15 protein-coding genes are annotated in these 18,356 nt (G+C 48.1%); 6 read left to right on the top strand and 9 right to left on the bottom strand.

The window, feature by feature from the left end; all coding sequences use genetic code 11:
• Window positions 1-39 precede the first annotated feature (39 nt).
• From ACTHMC_RS16585 to ACTHMC_RS16575, 3 genes are all read left to right on the top strand, one after another.
• A complete protein-coding gene (locus ACTHMC_RS16585) occupies window positions 40-1,281 on the top strand; it encodes a hypothetical protein (protein WP_440414700.1) in 1,242 nt (413 codons plus the stop codon).
• Between the two features lie 152 nt (window positions 1,282-1,433).
• A complete protein-coding gene (locus ACTHMC_RS16580; RefSeq protein WP_440414699.1) occupies window positions 1,434-3,629 on the top strand; it encodes a glutamine synthetase III family protein in 2,196 nt (731 codons plus the stop codon).
• A gap of 110 nt (window positions 3,630-3,739) precedes the next feature.
• Window positions 3,740-4,012, top strand: coding sequence for a hypothetical protein (locus tag ACTHMC_RS16575; protein WP_440414697.1), 273 nt, complete (start codon window positions 3,740-3,742; stop codon window positions 4,010-4,012).
• A gap of 49 nt (window positions 4,013-4,061) precedes the next feature.
• Here the strand turns inward: ACTHMC_RS16575 and ACTHMC_RS16570 are convergent, their stop codons facing one another.
• The 3 genes from ACTHMC_RS16570 to ACTHMC_RS16560 all read right to left on the bottom strand — a co-directional run bounded on the left by ACTHMC_RS16570 (window position 4,062) and on the right by ACTHMC_RS16560 (window position 6,064).
• Window positions 4,062-4,325, bottom strand: a complete 264-nt coding sequence (locus ACTHMC_RS16570) for a hypothetical protein (protein ID WP_440414695.1) — start codon at window positions 4,323-4,325, stop codon at window positions 4,062-4,064.
• 232 nt (window positions 4,326-4,557) lie between these two features.
• Window positions 4,558-5,325: a hypothetical protein gene (locus ACTHMC_RS16565; protein WP_440414693.1), complete on the bottom strand. Its 768-nt coding sequence runs from the start codon at window positions 5,323-5,325 to the stop codon at window positions 4,558-4,560.
• Between the two features lie 13 nt (window positions 5,326-5,338).
• A complete protein-coding gene (locus tag ACTHMC_RS16560) occupies window positions 5,339-6,064 on the bottom strand; it encodes a hypothetical protein (RefSeq protein ID WP_440414691.1) in 726 nt (241 codons plus the stop codon).
• Window positions 6,065-6,223: 159 nt separating this feature from the next.
• Here ACTHMC_RS16560 and ACTHMC_RS16555 point away from each other — a divergent pair, with 159 nt between their 5' ends.
• On the top strand, window positions 6,224-6,583 hold the full coding sequence (locus ACTHMC_RS16555; protein ID WP_440414690.1) for a SnoaL-like domain-containing protein: 360 nt from the start codon (window positions 6,224-6,226) through the stop codon (window positions 6,581-6,583).
• A 2-nt stretch (window positions 6,584-6,585) separates the two neighbouring features.
• On the opposite strand, the gene cmk is transcribed toward ACTHMC_RS16555, so the two are convergent.
• Both cmk and ACTHMC_RS16545 read right to left on the bottom strand, forming a co-directional pair.
• Entirely contained in the window at window positions 6,586-7,266 is a 681-nt protein-coding gene (cmk, locus tag ACTHMC_RS16550) for a (d)CMP kinase (RefSeq protein ID WP_440414688.1), read from the bottom strand.
• A 620-nt stretch (window positions 7,267-7,886) separates the two neighbouring features.
• Window positions 7,887-10,412, bottom strand: a complete 2,526-nt coding sequence (locus tag ACTHMC_RS16545; RefSeq protein ID WP_440414687.1) for an ATP-dependent Clp protease ATP-binding subunit — start codon at window positions 10,410-10,412, stop codon at window positions 7,887-7,889.
• A 95-nt stretch (window positions 10,413-10,507) separates the two neighbouring features.
• Between ACTHMC_RS16545 and ACTHMC_RS16540 the strand changes: the two genes are divergently transcribed.
• The gene (locus ACTHMC_RS16540; RefSeq protein WP_440414685.1) at window positions 10,508-10,891 is read left to right on the top strand and encodes an STAS domain-containing protein; all 384 of its coding nucleotides are present in this window, start codon (window positions 10,508-10,510) and stop codon (window positions 10,889-10,891) included.
• A 34-nt stretch (window positions 10,892-10,925) separates the two neighbouring features.
• Window positions 10,926-11,606: a 2-C-methyl-D-erythritol 4-phosphate cytidylyltransferase gene (locus ACTHMC_RS16535; RefSeq protein ID WP_440414683.1), complete on the top strand. Its 681-nt coding sequence runs from the start codon at window positions 10,926-10,928 to the stop codon at window positions 11,604-11,606.
• A 349-nt stretch (window positions 11,607-11,955) separates the two neighbouring features.
• On the opposite strand, the gene ACTHMC_RS16530 is transcribed toward ACTHMC_RS16535, so the two are convergent.
• The 4 genes from ACTHMC_RS16530 to ACTHMC_RS16515 are packed head-to-tail and all read right to left on the bottom strand — an operon-like array spanning window position 11,956 to window position 18,265.
• Window positions 11,956-12,912, bottom strand: a complete 957-nt coding sequence (locus tag ACTHMC_RS16530; protein ID WP_440414681.1) for a hypothetical protein — start codon at window positions 12,910-12,912, stop codon at window positions 11,956-11,958.
• 6 nt (window positions 12,913-12,918) lie between these two features.
• Window positions 12,919-15,834 (bottom strand): M1 family metallopeptidase, encoded by a 2,916-nt coding sequence (locus ACTHMC_RS16525; RefSeq protein ID WP_440414680.1) that lies wholly within the window; start codon window positions 15,832-15,834, stop codon window positions 12,919-12,921.
• Between the two features lie 33 nt (window positions 15,835-15,867).
• Entirely contained in the window at window positions 15,868-17,298 is a 1,431-nt protein-coding gene (locus ACTHMC_RS16520; RefSeq protein WP_440414678.1) for a sugar transferase, read from the bottom strand.
• Window positions 17,291-18,265 carry a Gfo/Idh/MocA family protein gene (locus tag ACTHMC_RS16515; protein ID WP_440414676.1) on the bottom strand — a complete coding sequence of 325 codons (975 nt, stop codon included), beginning with the start codon at window positions 18,263-18,265 and terminating at the stop codon, window positions 17,291-17,293. The genes ACTHMC_RS16520 and ACTHMC_RS16515 overlap by 8 nt, the downstream gene beginning before the upstream one ends.
• Between the last annotated feature and the right edge of the window lie 91 nt (window positions 18,266-18,356).

Raw genomic sequence — 18,356 nt, 5'->3', positions numbered from 1 at the left:
CGTCAAAATTATAATTTATAGAATATATTTAGCCACCGGATGCTCACAATCTTATATATACTATTGCTCACGGCCGGCTTCTGCTGGCTGTTGAAACGCATATTACGAAACAGATCCGCTATCCTTTCCAATAACGAACTGTACCTGGTTTTTGGTGTGAAAGTAGTAGCCGGCGTAAGTTACGGCTATATTTTCGGCCACTATTTCGGCGGGGATGATACCTGGTTCTTTCATCATCAGGGCCTGGAAGAAAAAATCCGTTTACTGCAACAACCTGCTCTCTTTTTCTCGGACTTCAATCCATTATTACCCTTTCAGAGAAATGCTACTTTTTCAGCGGGGTTAAGAAACCTCCTGAGCGACTGGGAATACCTGTTAGTGATGAAACCGCTGGCATTCTTCAATCTGGTGAGCGGAGGTAATTATTATATAAATATAGTTTTTTTTAGTTTTATAACCTTCTGGGGACATTACTGGTTTTATGAATTACTGGTTAAGTTTTTTCCGCTGCAGCGAAAAACCTGGCTGGTGCTGGTTTTCATGTTCCCTCCCGTTGTTTTCTGGCTCAGCGGGCTCAGGGGTGATCCCCTGCTGTTCCTGTTCCTGACCCTGGCTTTGAACAGGGGATACAAATGGATGCAGACCCGTAACCCACAGCAATTGACCGGTTCCCTCCTCGGTTTACTGGGGGTGATGATCATGCGGGATCCCGTAGCCCTGCTCCTTTTTCCTGCCCTTTTGAGTGTATACATTACCGTTAAATACAAAATGAAAGCCTGGAAGGTGTGGATCCCGGTGTATGTTTCGGGGATTGTTGTTTTCTTTTTATCCGCGGGTATTTCCCGGGAACAGAACCTGCCTATGTTGGTTGTTCAGAAGCAGGCGGAGTTTTTCCTGCTGCATAGTAATAACCGGATGGCACTGGATACGCTGCATCCTTCTGTGACCGGTTTTGCGAAGGTGCTGCCTCAGGCAACGGTGAATACATTTTTCCGGCCTTTGCCCTGGGAGGCTAAGGGACCGCTGCAACTGGTTGCTTCGGCAGATATCCTGTTCTTCTGGTTTCTGTTTATATGGAGTTGTTACCGTGGGTGGGATGAATGGAAGGTCCGGCTATCCCATCCTTTCCTGCTTTTCCTGCTGGTTTTCGGTGTATGCCTGTATATTTTCATCGGATATACGGTGCCCTTTCCCGGCGCCATTGTGAGGTACAAGATCATACCGGAACTCTTTCTGCTCACCTGCCTTCTCTACACAAATAATAAAAAATTACATATTTAGTTTTCAATACTTCCACCCGTTAGTTTTCTGATGTTTGTCGCAAAAAATTGACTTATTTTCACCATTTTGTCAAAAATATTCACATCCTGTCCAAAATATTTCTCTAAACGGGCAATACGTTGTTTATTTGCACAAAGCAAAACACACATTTAATGGAATCTTTACGTTTTAAAGCCATCAACGACCTGTCTACTCAGTCCAATGGCCATGCCGCCGCGAGTAGAACGAAGATTACCGGAATTTTCGGGGAAAACGTATTTACCCTCAAGACCGCCCGTGAATATTTAAGTGATGAAGCCTACAAGAGTCTGGTTGCTTCCGTGAAAGGCGGAAAAAAACTGGACCGTGCAGTTGCCAACCAGATCGCTGCCGGAATGCGTCAGTGGGCAGAGGGCAAAGGTGTAACACACTACTCACACTGGTTCCAACCGCTTACCGGTACAACGGCTGAAAAACATGATTCCTTCTTCACGCTCAAAGGTGATGGCAGCGCTATCGAAACATTCGACGGTGATGGTCTGATCCAACAGGAGCCTGATGCCTCTTCTTTCCCTAACGGTGGTATCCGTGCTACTTTCGAAGCACGTGGTTACACAGCCTGGGATCCTTCTTCTCCTGCATTCATCATGGAGATCGGCGAAGGCAAAACACTTTGCATTCCCACCATCTTCGTTTCTTACACCGGTGCTACCCTGGATTACAAAGCTCCCCTGCTGAAATCTGTGGAAGCCCTGAACAAAGCAGCGGTAGACGTTTGCAACTATTTCGACAAAAATGTTACCAAGGTTAATGTAACCCTCGGTTGGGAACAGGAGTATTTCGTGATCGACGAAGCTATGTTCAACGGCCGTCCTGACCTGGTAATGAGCGGCAGGACCGTATTCGGTCATGCTCCTGCAAAAGGACAACAATTAGAAGATCACTACTTCGGATCTATTCCTGAAAGGATCTATGCTTTCATGAGGGACTTCGAAGAAGAAAGCTATAAACTGGGTATTCCCCTCCGTACACGTCACAATGAAGTGGCTCCTGCACAGTTCGAGTGCGCTCCTATCTTTGAAGAGGTGAGCGTGGCAGTTGACCACAACACCCTTCTGATGGACATCATGGACCGTGTTGCACGCCGTCACAAACTGCGCGTACTGATGCACGAGAAACCATTCGCTGGCATCAACGGTAGCGGTAAGCACAACAACTGGAGCATGGCTACAGACACTGGTGTGAACCTGCTGGCTCCCGGCAAAACGCCGAAGACCAACCTGATGTTCCTCACCTTCTTCGTGAACACCATCAAAGCTGTTCATGATTATGCTGATACCCTCCGCGCTTCCATCGCTTCTGCCGGTAACGACCACCGCCTTGGCGCCAACGAAGCTCCTCCTGCCATCATCTCCGTATTCATCGGTCAGTTCCTGGCCAAGGTACTGGAAGATGTGAAGGAAAGAGTAGGTGATAAATTCGATGAGCAGGACGAAGCTATCCTGAAACTGGATCTGCACAGGAGCATTCCTGAGCTGCTGCTCGACAATACCGACCGTAACCGTACTTCTCCATTCGCGTTCACCGGTAACAAATTCGAGTTCCGCGCTGTAGGTTCTACTGCCAACTGCGCCAACCCGATGACCACCCTGAACTCTATCATGGCTGAAACACTGAAGAACTTCAAATCTGAAGTGGATGCCCTGATCGAAAAAGGCGAGAAGAAAGAGATCGCTATCATGCATGTGATCCGCGAGTACATCGTGAGCAGCGAGAAGGTTCTCTTCGAAGGCGACGGTTACAGCGAAGAATGGCACCATGAGGCTGCACGCCGTGGTCTGCCAAACATCCCAACCACTCCGCTGGCGCTGGATGCAATGGTTACCGAAAAAGCCAAGCACCTCTTCGAAAGCAACAACGTACTTACCCACGTTGAGCTGGAAGCCCGCCACGAGATCGAGCTGGAAAAATACATCAAGCGCGTACAGATCGAAGCCCGTATCATGGGTGAGCTCTGCACCAGCCATATCCTGCCTGCAGCCATCAAGTATCAGAATATCCTGATCAACAATATCAAGGGTCTGAAAGACATCGGCCTGGCAGAAGAATCATTCGCCAACCAGAAGCAGATCCTCGTTAAGATCAGCGAGCATATCAATAAGGTGAGCGACCTGGTAGAAAAAATGATCGAGGCAAGAAAGATCGCCAACAATATCACCAACACCCGCACTAAAGCGATCGCTTATCAGAGCCAGGTGAAGGACACTTTCTTTGATGCTATCCGCTACCATGTAGACAAACTTGAACTGCTGGTTGCAGATCAGTACTGGGCACTGCCTAAGTATCGTGAAATGTTATTCCTGAGATAGATCAGGTAGCAGTTATCAGGTAACTGAAAGCTGGTACACTGACATGACAAGCAATGGGCTGCTCCTGAGAGGGGGTAGCCCTTTTTAGTTAATTGGTATTCGTAAAGAGCATGAAAAGAATACTGACGTCATATGGTATCACCTTACTGATCGTAATGATTCTTATTGCTGATAGTTGGTTGTTACCAGGCTCCTGGAGCAGAGAAAGCAAAACAGGCTGCTCGATAGAAACTACCCGCAACCGGACCAACAGCCACCAGACATATTTGATCAGGTCGGCAAAGGGCAAAGAGTATAAAGTGGATCGCTTTATTTATGATGCAATAGCAGCCGGAGAATTCTTTGCAATCTACAGATCCTCTTTATTTGCCAGACCTTTGTAAAAAGATTGAATTACACTTGCCTGGGACTTGCATTGGGATTGCTCGTCTTCTATTTGTTCTTGCCGTGACCATTGAACGTTATTCTTACTCCTAAATGATTAAAAGCAGCGATCAGGGCAGGAGTCTTGGCATGATTAGGGATGGAAAATGAATAATAATCAGGAGAGACTTGCTTTTTTGTAATTATAGAATGTTCTGTTCTATTCTCCAACCAGGTGGCAATTTGTTCAGCATTCATTCTCCAGAAATAAATGTATTCATGGTCAGTCTTAACGAAACCTGCCCCGGGAACAGGTTCCAGGTATCTCAACATTTTTGATTTGTTGATAGTTAGAAAATATACAATTGTTTCAAGCTGATTTGAAACACAAGGTTGTTGTGCTTTAACAGGGAATGTAAAGGCGAAGCAAATTATTATGAGTACCAGGGAAAACCGATTCATGTAAGAAAGGTAGGCAATGGGTTGGCAGGACGTTGCTTTCTATGTATAAGGCAACTGATTTTTATGCTGAAGTGTATACTAAAGACTCCTGAACGGCCGGTTCTTATTGAGCAGCCCGGGTCATCTTTTCCATACTATCCAGGTATGCTTTCACCTGCTTATTATCCTGTTCCAGCATCTTCAACACATACCCCTTCTGAAAGGGTTTTGTAACTGGTATAAACAAGCAAATGCTCACGAACACTACCAACAAACCCACCGCCAGTTGTCTGAACCATAATGATCTTGCACGCTGGAACTGCTGGCCACCCAGCACCAGTATATTCAGAAAAAGGAACAGGAAGAGCAACAGTATTTTAACCATTGATAGCCCATCTTCCTGTTTCAAGGGTAATTGTTTCACCAGTACATACTGATAAAACAACTGCCTCACCAGCAGGAAAGCCACCAATGTGAGAATGATACTGTGTGTAACAATGGTGCCGCCCCGCAGATGGGAATTATCAAGTATCCGTAACCGGTAGTAAGGATTGTACTGGAACAGGTACAGCAGGTTCATGACCACCAGTGAAAATATGCTCCAGTAAAACAGCGCCCGGGTAACAGGGCCCGGTAATTGCCCTGAATTGTTTATTGTAAAAACAGCAATGATGCTGAATACAAACGCAGATAAGGCCAGAAGGGCAAAGCCAGTATTACCTTTTCTACCAAACGCGCCTATGTTATCTGCAGTTTGTCCGATCTGCGCAAGCTTTCGTTTGCCTGCGTCGTAGATCACTTTATAAAATGCAATGGCAAGGGAGACCAGGATACCCAGCAGGATGGTCAGGGAATCCTTCGGATTGAATATGTTCTGTTGAAAATCATCCATAAATATTCATTTATCAGAATACCTGGTAAATAAGATTGATGAGCATCAGCACATAAGTACCAACACAGGCAGCAAGCACCCATACCAACGCCTCATCGTCCCTTCCTCCTGCACTCGACAGTTCCTGCATGGCCACCAGCCCTCCAAAGATGCAAGTGGTCAGGAACCAAATGGGTACCCAGGTATCCATGCTGGTCATGGGAGCAGTGAACAGAAGCAAATTGTAAAACGACTGATGCACCAGCAGAAAGAGAATAAGCGCAACATGTCCCACCGTCCCTGCCAGGAAAATAGTTCGCACGATCTTCCCGAACCGGCTGTGGTGCTTATTGCCTGCACCAAAGAAGCGCATCACATTGTACCCGAAAGTGCAGGTGTAGAAGGTAATGTAAAGGAATGCCGTGAAATGGAATTCCCCTTGAAAGGCTGTGTACGCAAAACCAGCCAGCCCCAACAGGAACAGCGGCAGCAGACAGACCAGGAACAGCGGCCTGATGAACTTCACCGAAGTATTGAGCAGGGAAACATAGAAACGGGGAAGCCGGTTCACCGGCGGAGCTGTCGCACCCCCTACCCTGGCAGGTTGTTCTGGCACAGTTCCGGCCAGAATTTTAGCGCTGTTCAGCGCCTTCAGCCGGTTGATGATCCACTCGGTCAGAATGGGCACGCCAACGGCCACGATCAACCAGGCAGGGCTCCTGAATCCATTCAGGAAAGCCTGGAGGCTCTTGTCTTCCATATAGTTTTGGTTTAATGCTTAATGGGTACTCTTCTCCAAATTACTGCATTCCTCCAACCCGGGAAACCTTCCCCAAAAAAAATTGATTTAGGTAAACAGTTCCCGGAAAACGAGGCCCGATGGCAGCATATTTGTAGTTCTTTTTTAAAACCAACAGCCATGACCACCAAAGAAATTGCCAATCAACTGGCTAACTACTGCCGGGACGGCCTCTGGGAAAAAGCTCAGAAGGAATTGTATGCTGAAGATGTGATCAGCATAGAGCCCTATGCCACGGATGATTTTGAAAAAGAAACGAGAGGACTGTCAAATATCATCGCAAAGGGCGAAAAGTTCCAGAACTTGGTGGAAGAAATGCACAGCATCGAGGTGGGTGAGCCCATCGTTGCGGAAAATTCCTTCGCCTTTGTGATGACCATGGACGTTACCATGAAAGGTAAAGGCCGGTTCAAAATGCCGGAACTATGCGTGTACTCACTGCGCGACGGCAAGGTGATCTCGGAACAATTTTACGTGTAAACTTATGGAAGCCTTTCCTTCACCCAGCCCAACGCAATATCCAGCTGCTGGCGGATGGTGAGATGAGAATTATCCAGCACCAGTGCATCCTCCGCCTGGCGCAGAGGACTTACCTCACGGTGTGAGTCGATATAATCGCGCATTTCAAGATTGGCGCGCACTTCTTCTATGGTTATGTTGGGATTCTTTTCGTAGAGTTCTTTAAAGCGGCGCTGCACGCGGATGGCATTGTCTGCCGTCATGAAGATCTTGAGCTCCGCAGTGGGGAATACAACAGTGCCGATATCACGGCCATCCATCACGATCCCTTTTTTACTGCCCATCTCCTGCTGTTGTTTTACGGCAAATTCCCGCACTTCGCGGATGGCAGCCACTTCACTCACTTTTTCAGCAACCACCAGGTCGCGGATCACATACTCCACGTTCTCTCCGTTAAGGAACATTTCGCTCTGGCCGTTCTTGTGGTTGGCGTGGAATTCAAGTTTCACATTGCCCAGGGCTTCATGAACGAGATCGGCGTGGGTCCAGTCAACGTGATTACGGAGAAAGTACAGGGTGATGGAGCGGTACATGGCGCCGCTGTCTATATATACATACCCCAGTTCTCTCGCCAATTGTTTTGCAAGGGTGCTTTTGCCACAGCTGCTCCAGCCGTCGATGGTGATGATGATCTTCTTGTCCATGGTGCATTGCAAAAATGAGAAAAAAGCGGCAATCCGCAATAATGAATACTCAGTGTGTGGCAGTCGATCGCGTCCCCGCGGGTGACCTCTAATGGCTCGCCTCTGGCGGGCACAGTGTTCGCCGGAGGCGAAGGAATATATGTAACTCGTCTGAGGCGAGCTACTGGGCACACCCGAACGAACGGGAGCCTGACACTTGTAACCAATCGCTGCTCCCCCGATTACCGGCACCTTTTAAATCAAAAAAGAAAGCGGACCAGCAAACTGGCCCGCCTTCTCAATAATGTAGTGGGTGACGACAAAGTGGACTCACTACTGTAAGTCACTCGGTTTTCGGTAAGCATTGGATTTTCTGTAGTGTCCATGCCCGCAATGAGGGTGGTGGTATCGCGAAAAATAACCGGCGCCAGATTACGGCAATCAAAACTCAAGGACTTGTGTATTTAAAACGGCACCTTGAAAGAAAAGTTGTGTTTCACCGTAACTTTTAGTGCCGATATACAGCAAAAATCACCATTCATACCGTTTTCGCATAACCGCTTGTCTTTTACAGGCAAAAAGAAGGCCCCGCCCTGCGGCGGAGCCTAAGTGTTTCCTTGTAGTGAAAAACTATATTGAGCTTACGCTTCTGATTTCTCTTTTCTGGGCTCCTGGATAGTGAACGTGATCTTTGTTTTCTCTTTATCCAGATCAGCCACCATGATATCCCCTGCCTTGATGTGCATGTTAAGGATCTCTTCTGCAAGCGGATCTTCCAGGTATTTCTGGATGGCCCTGTGCAGCGGACGGGCGCCGAACTGAACATCATATCCTTTCTCGGCGATGAAGTTCTTGGCTTCTTCCGTGAGCTCCAGTGTGAATCCGAGTGATTGCAATCTCTTGGTTACGCCCTTCATCAGGATGTCAATGATCTTGAAGATATTGTCCTTATTGAGGCTGTTGAAGATGATCACATCATCGATACGGTTCAGGAACTCAGGAGAGAAAGTACGTTTCAGCGCTTTCTCGATCACCTGCTTGTTGTTCTCATCGCTGGCCGCTGTACGCGCCTGTGTAGCGAAACCAACACCTTCACCGAAGTCTTTCAACTGACGTACACCGATGTTGGAGGTCATGATGATGGTGGTATTCTTGAAGTCCACTTTACGGCCGAGACCATCAGTGAGCTGACCATCATCCAGTACCTGCAGCAGGATATTGTAAATATCCGGGTGTGCTTTTTCGATCTCATCCAGCAGGATCACGGAGTAAGGTTTGCGGCGTACTCTTTCAGTGAGCTGACCACCTTCTTCGTATCCAACATATCCGGGAGGAGCGCCTATCAGACGGCTCACGGTGAATTTCTCCATGTATTCACTCATATCAATACGCACCAGCGCATCTTCAGAGTCGAACATATAACGGGCGAGAGAACGCGCCAACTCCGTTTTACCCACACCGGTAGGTCCGAGGAAGATGAAGGTACCGATCGGTTTCTTCGGATCTTTCAGGCCCACCCGGTTACGCTGAATGGCTTTCACCACTTTTTCAATGGCTTCGTCCTGACCAACCACCATTCCCTTCATGTCTTCAGACATGCGGCGGAGTTTATCGCTTTCAGCCTGCACCATCCGTTTAACGGGGATGCCGGTCATCATGCTCACCACTTCGGCAATGGCTTCGTCGTCTATGGGATAACGTTTGTGTTTGGATTCTTCTTCCCAACCTGCTTTCGCTTTTTCCAGTTCTTCCTGGAGGCGTTTCTCCGTATCACGGAGGGAAGCAGCCTCTTCAAATTTCTGGCTCTTCACCACTTTGTTCTTTTCCACTTTCACATCTTCGATCTTCTTTTCAAGATCGAGGATCTCCTTGGGTACATTGATATTCTTGAGGTGAACACGGGCTCCTACTTCATCCATCACGTCGATGGCCTTGTCTGGCAGCAGACGGTCAGTGATGTAGCGGTCGCTGAGTTTCACACAAGCTTCAATGGCGTCATCGCTATAGGTAACATTGTGGTAGTCCTCGTACTTGCTTTTGATATTGTTCAGGATCTGGATGGTTTCATCCACGGAAGGTGGCTCTACCATTACTTTCTGGAAGCGGCGGTCAAGGGCACCGTCCTTCTCGATATACATCCTGTACTCATCCAGTGTGGAAGCGCCAATGCATTGGAGCTCGCCTCTTGCGAGGGCTGGTTTGAAGATGTTGGAGGCATCCAGTGAACCGGAAGCGCCACCGGCGCCCACGATGGTGTGGATCTCATCGATGAAGAGGATCACGTCACGGTTCTTTTCGAGCTCGTTCATGATAGCCTTCATTCTTTCTTCAAACTGACCACGGTATTTGGTACCTGCCACCAGGGCGGCGAGGTCCAGAGAGATCACACGTTTGTCGAACAGCACGCGTGATACTTTTCTTTGCACGATACGTAACGCCAATCCTTCCACGATAGCGGTTTTACCAACACCTGGCTCACCGATGAGGATGGGGTTATTCTTTTTGCGGCGGGAGAGGATCTGCGATACACGCTCGATCTCTGCTTCACGGCCTACGATGGGATCGAGTGATCCGTTTTCTGCAAGTCTTGTGATGTCGCGGCCGAAGTTGTCGAGCACCGGTGTTTTGCTTTTGGCATTACCGGCAGCGCGTGATTTCTGCTGCGAATATTTTTTCTCTTCATCAAAATCATCCTCCCCTTCATCAGCGTACTCGCTTCGTACGTCGTTGCTCTTTACCACGCCTAGTTCATTTCTGAAAAGATCGTAATCCACGTCGAATTGATTTAAAATTTGAGTAGCTATGTTTTCCTTGTTCTTGAGAATCGAGAGCATCAAGTGTTCGGTTTCCACCGTAGGGCTCTTGAGCGCTTTTGCCTCGAGCACGGTTACACGAATTACCTTTTCCGCTTGTTTGGTTAGGGGTAAACTGTTTATGTTGGCAATATTCTTTCCGGTTTTGTCCTTTACCGCCATTTCCACTTCCTTTCTGAGCTCATAAAGGTCTACATTGAAGCTCTTCAGAATGCGGACAGCGGTATTCTCTCCTTCCCGGATCAACCCCAGCAACAAATGTTCGGTACCGATAAAATCGTTCCCCAGCCTTAAAGCCTCCTCCCTGCTAAACGAAATGATCTCTTTCACCTGGGCTGAAAAATTGTTGTCCATTTTTATAATTTGTTGTGTTATACAATAATAACAAATATTTTTGACTTCTGTTCTGACCGTATTATTAACGGTTGTTAACAAGTACTAAGTGTGTTATGAAGGTCAAAATTGATACCAAGCAAAAATTCCATGTCATTTACATCACAGAACCAGCGCTTTCTGGCAATATGACAGCGGAATTGAGTGAAAGTCTGCTTCCTTTCCTCCAAATTGACGTTAAAAACGTAATCGTTAATTTGAAAGACATTGAAAACATGGATGAAGCTGCTGCCGAAACATTGTTAAAGATCCAGCAAACTTTTTACGAACAGCAGGCCAGCTTCGTGATCTGCGAACTCCAACCTGCTGTAAAGGAAGAGCTTGATTCCCTGGAACTGCTGGAAGTGTTTAACTACGCTCCCACCGAAAGCGAGGCCTGGGATATAGTTCAGATGGAAGAAATTGAACGGGAGTTGCTTGGAGGTGACAATGATTTCTGATGAAACCCGGTGAGCCCGGAACTAACTGAATCGCATGAAGAAATTTGCCGTTATCGTGGCCGGAGGTTCCGGCCTTAGGATGGGTACCCAGTTACCCAAACAATTCCTCCCGCTGCGCGATAAACCCGTGCTATGGTATACACTCACCGCTTTTCTGGAAGCATTCGATGACCTCACCATCATCCTGGTGCTGCCTGAAGCACATCTTCAGACCGGTCATGAGATCCTCCGGTCAACCTATGCCCCCGATCGTATCTGGATGACCACCGGCGGTGAAACCCGGTTCCATTCCGTTAAAAATGGCCTCGATCATATCCATCAGCAATCCATCGTGTTCGTTCATGATGGGGTACGCTGCCTGCTCACCCCCGACCTCATCCGGCGCTGCTTCAATATGGCGCAGGAAAGAGGCAATGCCATTCCCGCAGTAACAGCTGTCGACAGCATCCGGATTGAAAATTTCAATGGCAATACCGCTGTGGACCGTAATAAGATCAAGATCATTCAGACTCCCCAGACGTTTTATTCAGACCTGATCAAAGCCGCTTTTGAACAGGAATATGATGAGAGTTTTACGGATGAAGCAAGTGTAGTGGAAAGATTGGGAGTGAAGATCCACTTGCTGGAAGGGGAACCGACGAATATCAAGATCACCAGGCCGTTGGATATTTTGATTGCGGAGAAGATCCTGGAGGAAAGGGAAATGGGGATATAGTTCTTCGCAAAGTTAGGCAAGAGTTTTTATACCCTCCCTTCAGGATTTCCTCATTATCATCAGCTATTTTCCAGCCTTTACCTTTTGAATGCCTGAAAACCGCTATTTTATCTCCGCGATTGAACTTCTTCAATAGAGTTCTATAAGCACTTCAACTCATTCTTGCGCTTCAAATCTTGATAAATATCATTGCTATTTTCTGCCTCTTCATACATCAAAGTAGTGAATGATGCACCCGCGGGGTCATGCCGGCGAGGGTTTGAAAAAAAGAGTCCTTGAAAACATAAGGGAAGAAGCTCAATAGAATTACCAGACCTCAGATCTTTCCCCACAACGACCAATAGCACCACTAAAAGGTGCGGTTTGTTTTCCAGACTCGTTTTTTAAACCCGAGAAGGCAAAGTACATACCAGGGCAAACGATCCATGCGGAGAGATGCATATGTTTCCAGTGTTGCACCGAAACTGCTGTAGAAGAATGCAAGGTTACGGATATCGGAACCCTCGAAATCGAGGAGAAGCGGCTGGCCGGCGTGTTGATGGATAAAGCGGTCTATGAGAAAATGGGATGCCCCGTTGGTGCGGCCATTCGGATGATTACCTACCATGATATAACAGGCACGGTCATTCGAGATCACGTAGGCACAACTGGCGATGAGCTCGTTGGCAGCGTTGTAGACGCCGCAGGCGATGGCTTTTTGTTGGTTTACCAGTTGGTTGAAGAGGGATTGGAAATGCTGGTAATCACTGTCGGTGAGGTTGGAAATGCTCTGCATTTGGGATTTGGAAAGGGTGATCACGTCGGCAACAGGAATGCCGGTTTCATAACGAAGGTTGAGCTGATGAGCCTTTTTGATGTTGCGTTTGATATTGTCGCGGTACTGGCTGGAAAGGGTTTCGTAGGATGAGCGCAGGTTAAGGGTGTAATTGTTGCGGAGGGACAGACCGGCGATATTCTGGGAAGTGTTGGCGTGGTTCAGTTCTATTTCAATGAGACGGAATTCTTTGGGAATGGCGCTGATGAAATCTTTTACAAGTCCGGCACTGAGGTTTTGGCCGAAAATGCCGAGCTGGGCCGTGAAGGCAGGCTGGTACAGGTAGGCAATGCCATATTTCTTATTCCAGGTGAGCGGCATTACGGCTTCGTAATCGTTCAAAACAAGTGCGCTCCAGTGCCGGCTCATATGATCCAGGTAGGTACTGTACGCATAAGGCAGACCGTTAGGGGCAGCAGCTATCGCCTGGTCCCATTTATGGATGTCCAGCTGTTCGCGGGTCAGGTACTGTATGGCCGGTAGAACTTGCATGAGACCTTAGAATGAATAGATATTGTTAGTCATTTTACGTGGACTGAGCCGCTGAATGTCGATACTGAAAGAAAGCTTCTTCAGGAATTTATTCTCTTCAGGAACGGTTTTGAGATTGTCGCGGAACTCTTTGCTGTACACCAGGGGTGCGTAGATATTAACGAGATCACGGAACAGCACCAGCTGAATGCCTCCCACGTAGAGAAAGCGACTGGTGGCAGCATTGTTCTTCCAGGCCCCTGCGTAGGTCCCCACATCCAGGAACAACCGGATAGGTAACTCAACAGGAAACATTTTGGCAGGAAGACTGGTGCTGAAGTTCATGGAGGCTATCCAGTTGTCTGACCTTCCCTGTAAGTCCTGGAAGAGATCGGTGCGCAGCTTGAGACCGCCATCACGGATCATGATCTGCTGGTTGCCGGCGCCATCCAGTTCATTTCTTCCCACAAAATAATTGCTGTAAGTATAGTCTTCGTTGCCGCGTACTGCCGTGAGCTTGGGCTGATAGCGGAGTGTACGGAATTCTTTCTCTGATGTGCGCTCGCCCAGGTAGCCGAATTTGGCTGCAAAGGCCCGAACCTGCAAACCACCGCCGGTAGCATAATTCAGATAGTAGTGACCGGTAGCCTGCGCACGGTACCAGCCATCGCCCTGCTGTACCTGCAACTGCGCATCATAAGGATAGAGAATGCGATAATCAGTGATATTGAAAGTGAGCTGGTTCACATAGCTGCGTTCCGTTTTACCCTTGTAAGGATGGTACATGGAATCCTTGCTGCTGATGGCATAATTGAAACCACGTTCGCCCAGGATGAAGGTTTTCCATTCGATCCATTTCTCGAGGGAGGTGCGGGCTGTTTTTCTGCCGAATGTAACACGAAGCTGAGGTGTGAAGCGGTAATAATTGCCGTACACGTGATTATAATTGCTGTCCGTTCCCTGCATAGTGGAGAAACGGGCTGCACCAAGACCGAGTTCCAGTTTTCGTACGCCCTTATCCGGTAGAAAAGTATACCCTATCCTGCCGACACCGTTGACCTGCTTGCTGCCAAAGGCATACAGCGGGGTAAGCACGTAGCGGAATTTATGGAAAGGGGGATTGTAATTGTGAATAATGAGACCGGCCATGAACTTATCGTAGGCATTGTAACCAATTGCCGGGAACCAGTTGATATAATTCACTTTGTCGTTATCCTTGAAGGAGAACATGAAAGCCGGTTTGAGTTTCTTCGGACCAGTGTATGGTGCAATATCTCCTTTACGATCCAGCTCATTGAAGATCTTATCCAGGTTACGACCGGAGCTTTCTTCCATTATTTTACGGAAATCTTCCGGTGCAGGATGTTTGAATTGCCAGGTTTGATAATAGGTGCGCATGCAGCTGTCGAACAGCGGCTTGCCCAGTGTTTTTTCCAGCTCAGCCATCCAGATGGATGTTTTCATGTAAGCCACTGCGGCGTAGTTGAGCAAGGTAAAGTCGGGGCCTTTGGTAGTGATGGGCTGGTCTATTTTGTCTTTGGTGACGATAGACACCAAAAGGCGCGGGTCGTTATCCGGAATGCGGCGTGTCATCCAGTTGCCATCTTCCTTTACAGCTTTGCTATCATTAAAACGGTTATCGTAGTAAGTGTTGAATCCTTCGTCCATCCACGGATTATCCCGCTCATTGGAACCTAGCACGCCGTAGAACCAGTTGTGCCCTACTTCATGGCCGATCAGCTTTTCCAGGTCGGCGCTGCTGGACACAGGCGTTATGCTGGTGATGGTGGGATATTCCATACCGCCGTTGAAGCCCATGGGAGTTTCCGCCACGCTCACCACGTCCCAGGGGTATTCCCCGATCAGTTCAGAACGCCAGCGGATGGCTTCCTTCAACATACCGAGGCCACGTTTCCAGGTTTCCTTTTTGGCCGGAAGCCGGAATACATTGGCTTTGATGATGCGGCCCGAAGGCAGCTGCAGCGTATCTGAATCCAGGATGAACTCCGGATTGGCAAACCAGGCGAAATCATGTACCCGGTCCTGTTTGAACTGCAGGGTGCGTGTGGCTGCCAGGGTTTCAATCTTTACAGGTTTATCGGGTGGCGGATCATCGGTGATGGCCAGGGCTGCCTTTTTATTTTTATTCTTGTTGAAGGGAGAGGGTGCCGCTTTCTTCACCGGTTTCTTCTCCATCAGGATAGAAAATTTCTTCTTTTCTTCTTTTTTGGGTGCAGATGCGGCGCCGGCGGGTGGCAGGTAAGAACCCATTACCAGGTTGCCGGTAGCAGCTACGGCAAAGTATTCAGGAACGGTGATACGCACATCAAAGCTGCCGAATTCACTGTAGAACTCACCCTGATCGAGATAAGGCATGGGATGCCAGCCGGATTTATCGTAGACAGCGGGTTTGGGATACCATTGTGCGATCTGGTAAGCCTGTCCTTTCCAGCCGCTGCGACTGAACACAGCCGGCAGTTGCACGTGAAAGGGTGTGGTGATAAGGGTTTGAGCTCCCGGAGCCAGGGGTGCGGGCAACCAAACCTTGATTACGTCTATAAATTGCGGATGATCCTCTGTTCTGATGCGTTCATTGTTCACGCGGAAATCGAGGCGGTTGATATACCCACGTTGTTCCTTATCCGAAAAATAAAAGTCTTTGCGGCCGTTCTCCAGCAGTTGTTCAGAGAAAGCGGTGCGGTCATTTTTATAGGCATTGGGCCAGATATGGAACCAGATGAACCGGAGGGTGTCGGGAGAGTGGTTGATGTACTGCAGTTTCAGGGAACCATCCAGCGCATGGTCTTTATCGTTGAGACTTACATCTATAGTATAATGAACTTCCTGTTGCCAGTAGTTGGATTGCGCGCGAAGAGAGGATTGAAGCAGCAGGCAGCAGCCCAATAGTAGTAGAAGTCTGTGCACGAATGTACCTTTTTTCAAAAATAAGGGATTACTGAGGAGATACAAAGCAAATCACTTCCCCTTGCCAAGAAAGAGAATGCGGAAAGTGTGCAGCATTATTTTGAGGTCAAGCGCCAGTGAAACGTTTTCGATATAGATCAGATCGTACTTCATGCGGGTGATCATCTCGTCTACAGAGCTGGCATAACCGAACTGCACCATGCCCCAGGAAGTAAGTCCGGGTTTCACTTTCAGCAGGTAATTATAATAAGGTGTCTGCTGCTGGATGAGGCGGATATAATGGTCTCGCTCCGGGCGTGGTCCTACCAGGGTCATTTCTCCTTTCAGGATATTCCATAGCTGTGGCAATTCATCTACACGCCATTTACGCATGGTCCTGCCCCATTTGGTGATGCGTGGATCATCGGTATCTGAGAGTTGGGGGCCATTGACTTCTGCGGGGTGGTACATGCTCCTGAATTTCAGGATATGAAAACGCCTTCCCCTGTATCCTACCCTTTCCTGTGAGTACAGGATGGGGCCGGCACTGGAGAACCTGACCCTGAGCGCCACGTATGCGAGGAAGGGAGATAAAAGGATGAGGCCGGTCAGCGCCACTACCACATCTATCACACGTTTGATATTCTGTTGCCATTCGGGCATCAGGTCTGTTCGGATATCGGAGAGCAGGGCGCCGGTAACATTGCTGGTGCGAACGCTTCCGGAGAGGATATCCAGTGTATCCGGCACGATCTTTACATCCACGTCCTTTTCGCTGAGCACTTCCACAATATGGTTGATCTGCTGTTTTTCGTTCTTATCCACTGCAATCACCACCAGTTTGATCTGCCGTTGATCTATCACCTCACTCATATCCTTATACGAACCGAACTGTGGCAGGTATTCCCTGATACCATTGGGCTCCTGCCCTGCCGCCAGGAATCCTTTATAATGATAACCGGCATTTGCCAGGCCCTCGCGGGTTTCCTTGAAGATGCGGGTGGCCACTGAGTTGCCGCCGATCAGCAGGGTGTTGAAATGTACATTTCCACGGACCAGCTGCTTTTTTATCCGGTTGAGGATAAAATAGCGGCCGGCCCAGGTAAAGAGAAATTGTGCGCCGATATAAGTTCCGAGTGCGCTATAGAAATAAGTATAGTGGTGCTGGGGATCATTGATCACCAGGGCAAAGAAAATGAGGGTACAGCCGAGCAGGGTACAAAGTAAGGTGCTGGAAAACTCGCTGAGCCTGGATTTGCGGTAAAGGCTCTGATAAGCGCCCACCATTCCGTAGAAGATCACCCAGGCGATGGGGATCAGGATGATGCCGGCCCAGAACCTGTCGTTCAGGTAGATCTTACCATCGAGCATGATGCGTTCATGCAGGAAATATCGCCTGGCAAAATAAAACAATATCCACCCCAGTACTGCAGCCGTATAATCGCTAAGCAGGTACCAGGCACTATGAATAGTTTGTATGTTCCCTTTTGAGGGTTTAGGCAACAATACTGTTGTTTTTAATTTTCTGAAGTATCTGATGCGCTACGTCCATGGCTCTGTAACCATCTACTTCAGACACACGTGTAGGTGTATTTGTCGCAATTGAATCGCGGAATGCTTCCAGTTCTTGTTTTATCGCATTGACTTCAGGTACCTGTGGGTTGAGCACTGCGATGGTCCTTTTTCCGTGTGGTGTATCCAGATCAAAGGAAAAGGCATCAACATCGAGTGGCGATTTGAGCTTGATCACTTCAGACTTCTTGTTGAGAAAGTCTACACCAATATACGCATCTTTCTGAAACAAACGCATTTTGCGCATCTTCTTCATGGAGATCCTGCTGGATGTGAGGTTGGCAACGCAGCCATTGTTGAATTCGATCCTCACGTTGGCAATATCGGGTGTATCCGTCATCACAGCTACACCGCTGGCGGAGATCATCTTCACTTCACTCTTCACCAGATTCAGGATTATATCGATATCATGGATCATCAGGTCGAGGATCACGCTCACTTCCGTGCCGCGGGGATTGAATTCTGCCAGGCGGTGCACTTCAAGGAACATGGGTTGCAGGTCAAGCCCCTGCAGGGAGAGGAAGGCGGGGTTGAATCTTTCCACATGGCCTACCTGGAATTTGATGTTGGATTCCTTTACCAGTTTCACCAGTTCCCGGGCCTCCTCCATGGTGTTGGCGAGGGGTTTTTCAACAAAAACATGTTTGCCTTTCCGGATAGCTTTCCTGCAAAGGTCGAAGTGGTAAGTGGTAGGCGCTACAATATCCACGGCATCCACGGCATCCATGAGCATTTCGGCATCCAGGAAACGGGGCAGCTCGTATTTTTCAGTAATCTGTTGTGCTGCATCGTCTGAGGGGTCAAAAAATCCAACCAGTTCAACATCCTTCATCTCTTTCCAGTTGTTCAGATGGAACTTACCCAAATGGCCTACGCCGAATACGCCTACCTTTAGCATAATAAAAAATTAATTGTCAAAGATAAACGCTGCGGCCGTTTAGAAAACGGTTTTTTATTACCACGAAGTATGTGGATGTGAATAACTCAGC

The sequence above is a fragment of the Pseudobacter sp. genome (assembly GCF_051955275.1).
In the GTDB taxonomy this organism is placed as follows: domain Bacteria; phylum Bacteroidota; class Bacteroidia; order Chitinophagales; family Chitinophagaceae; genus Pseudobacter.
Note: the sequence above shows the minus strand (reverse complement) of the source record. Positions and strands in the feature narration are given on the sequence as shown.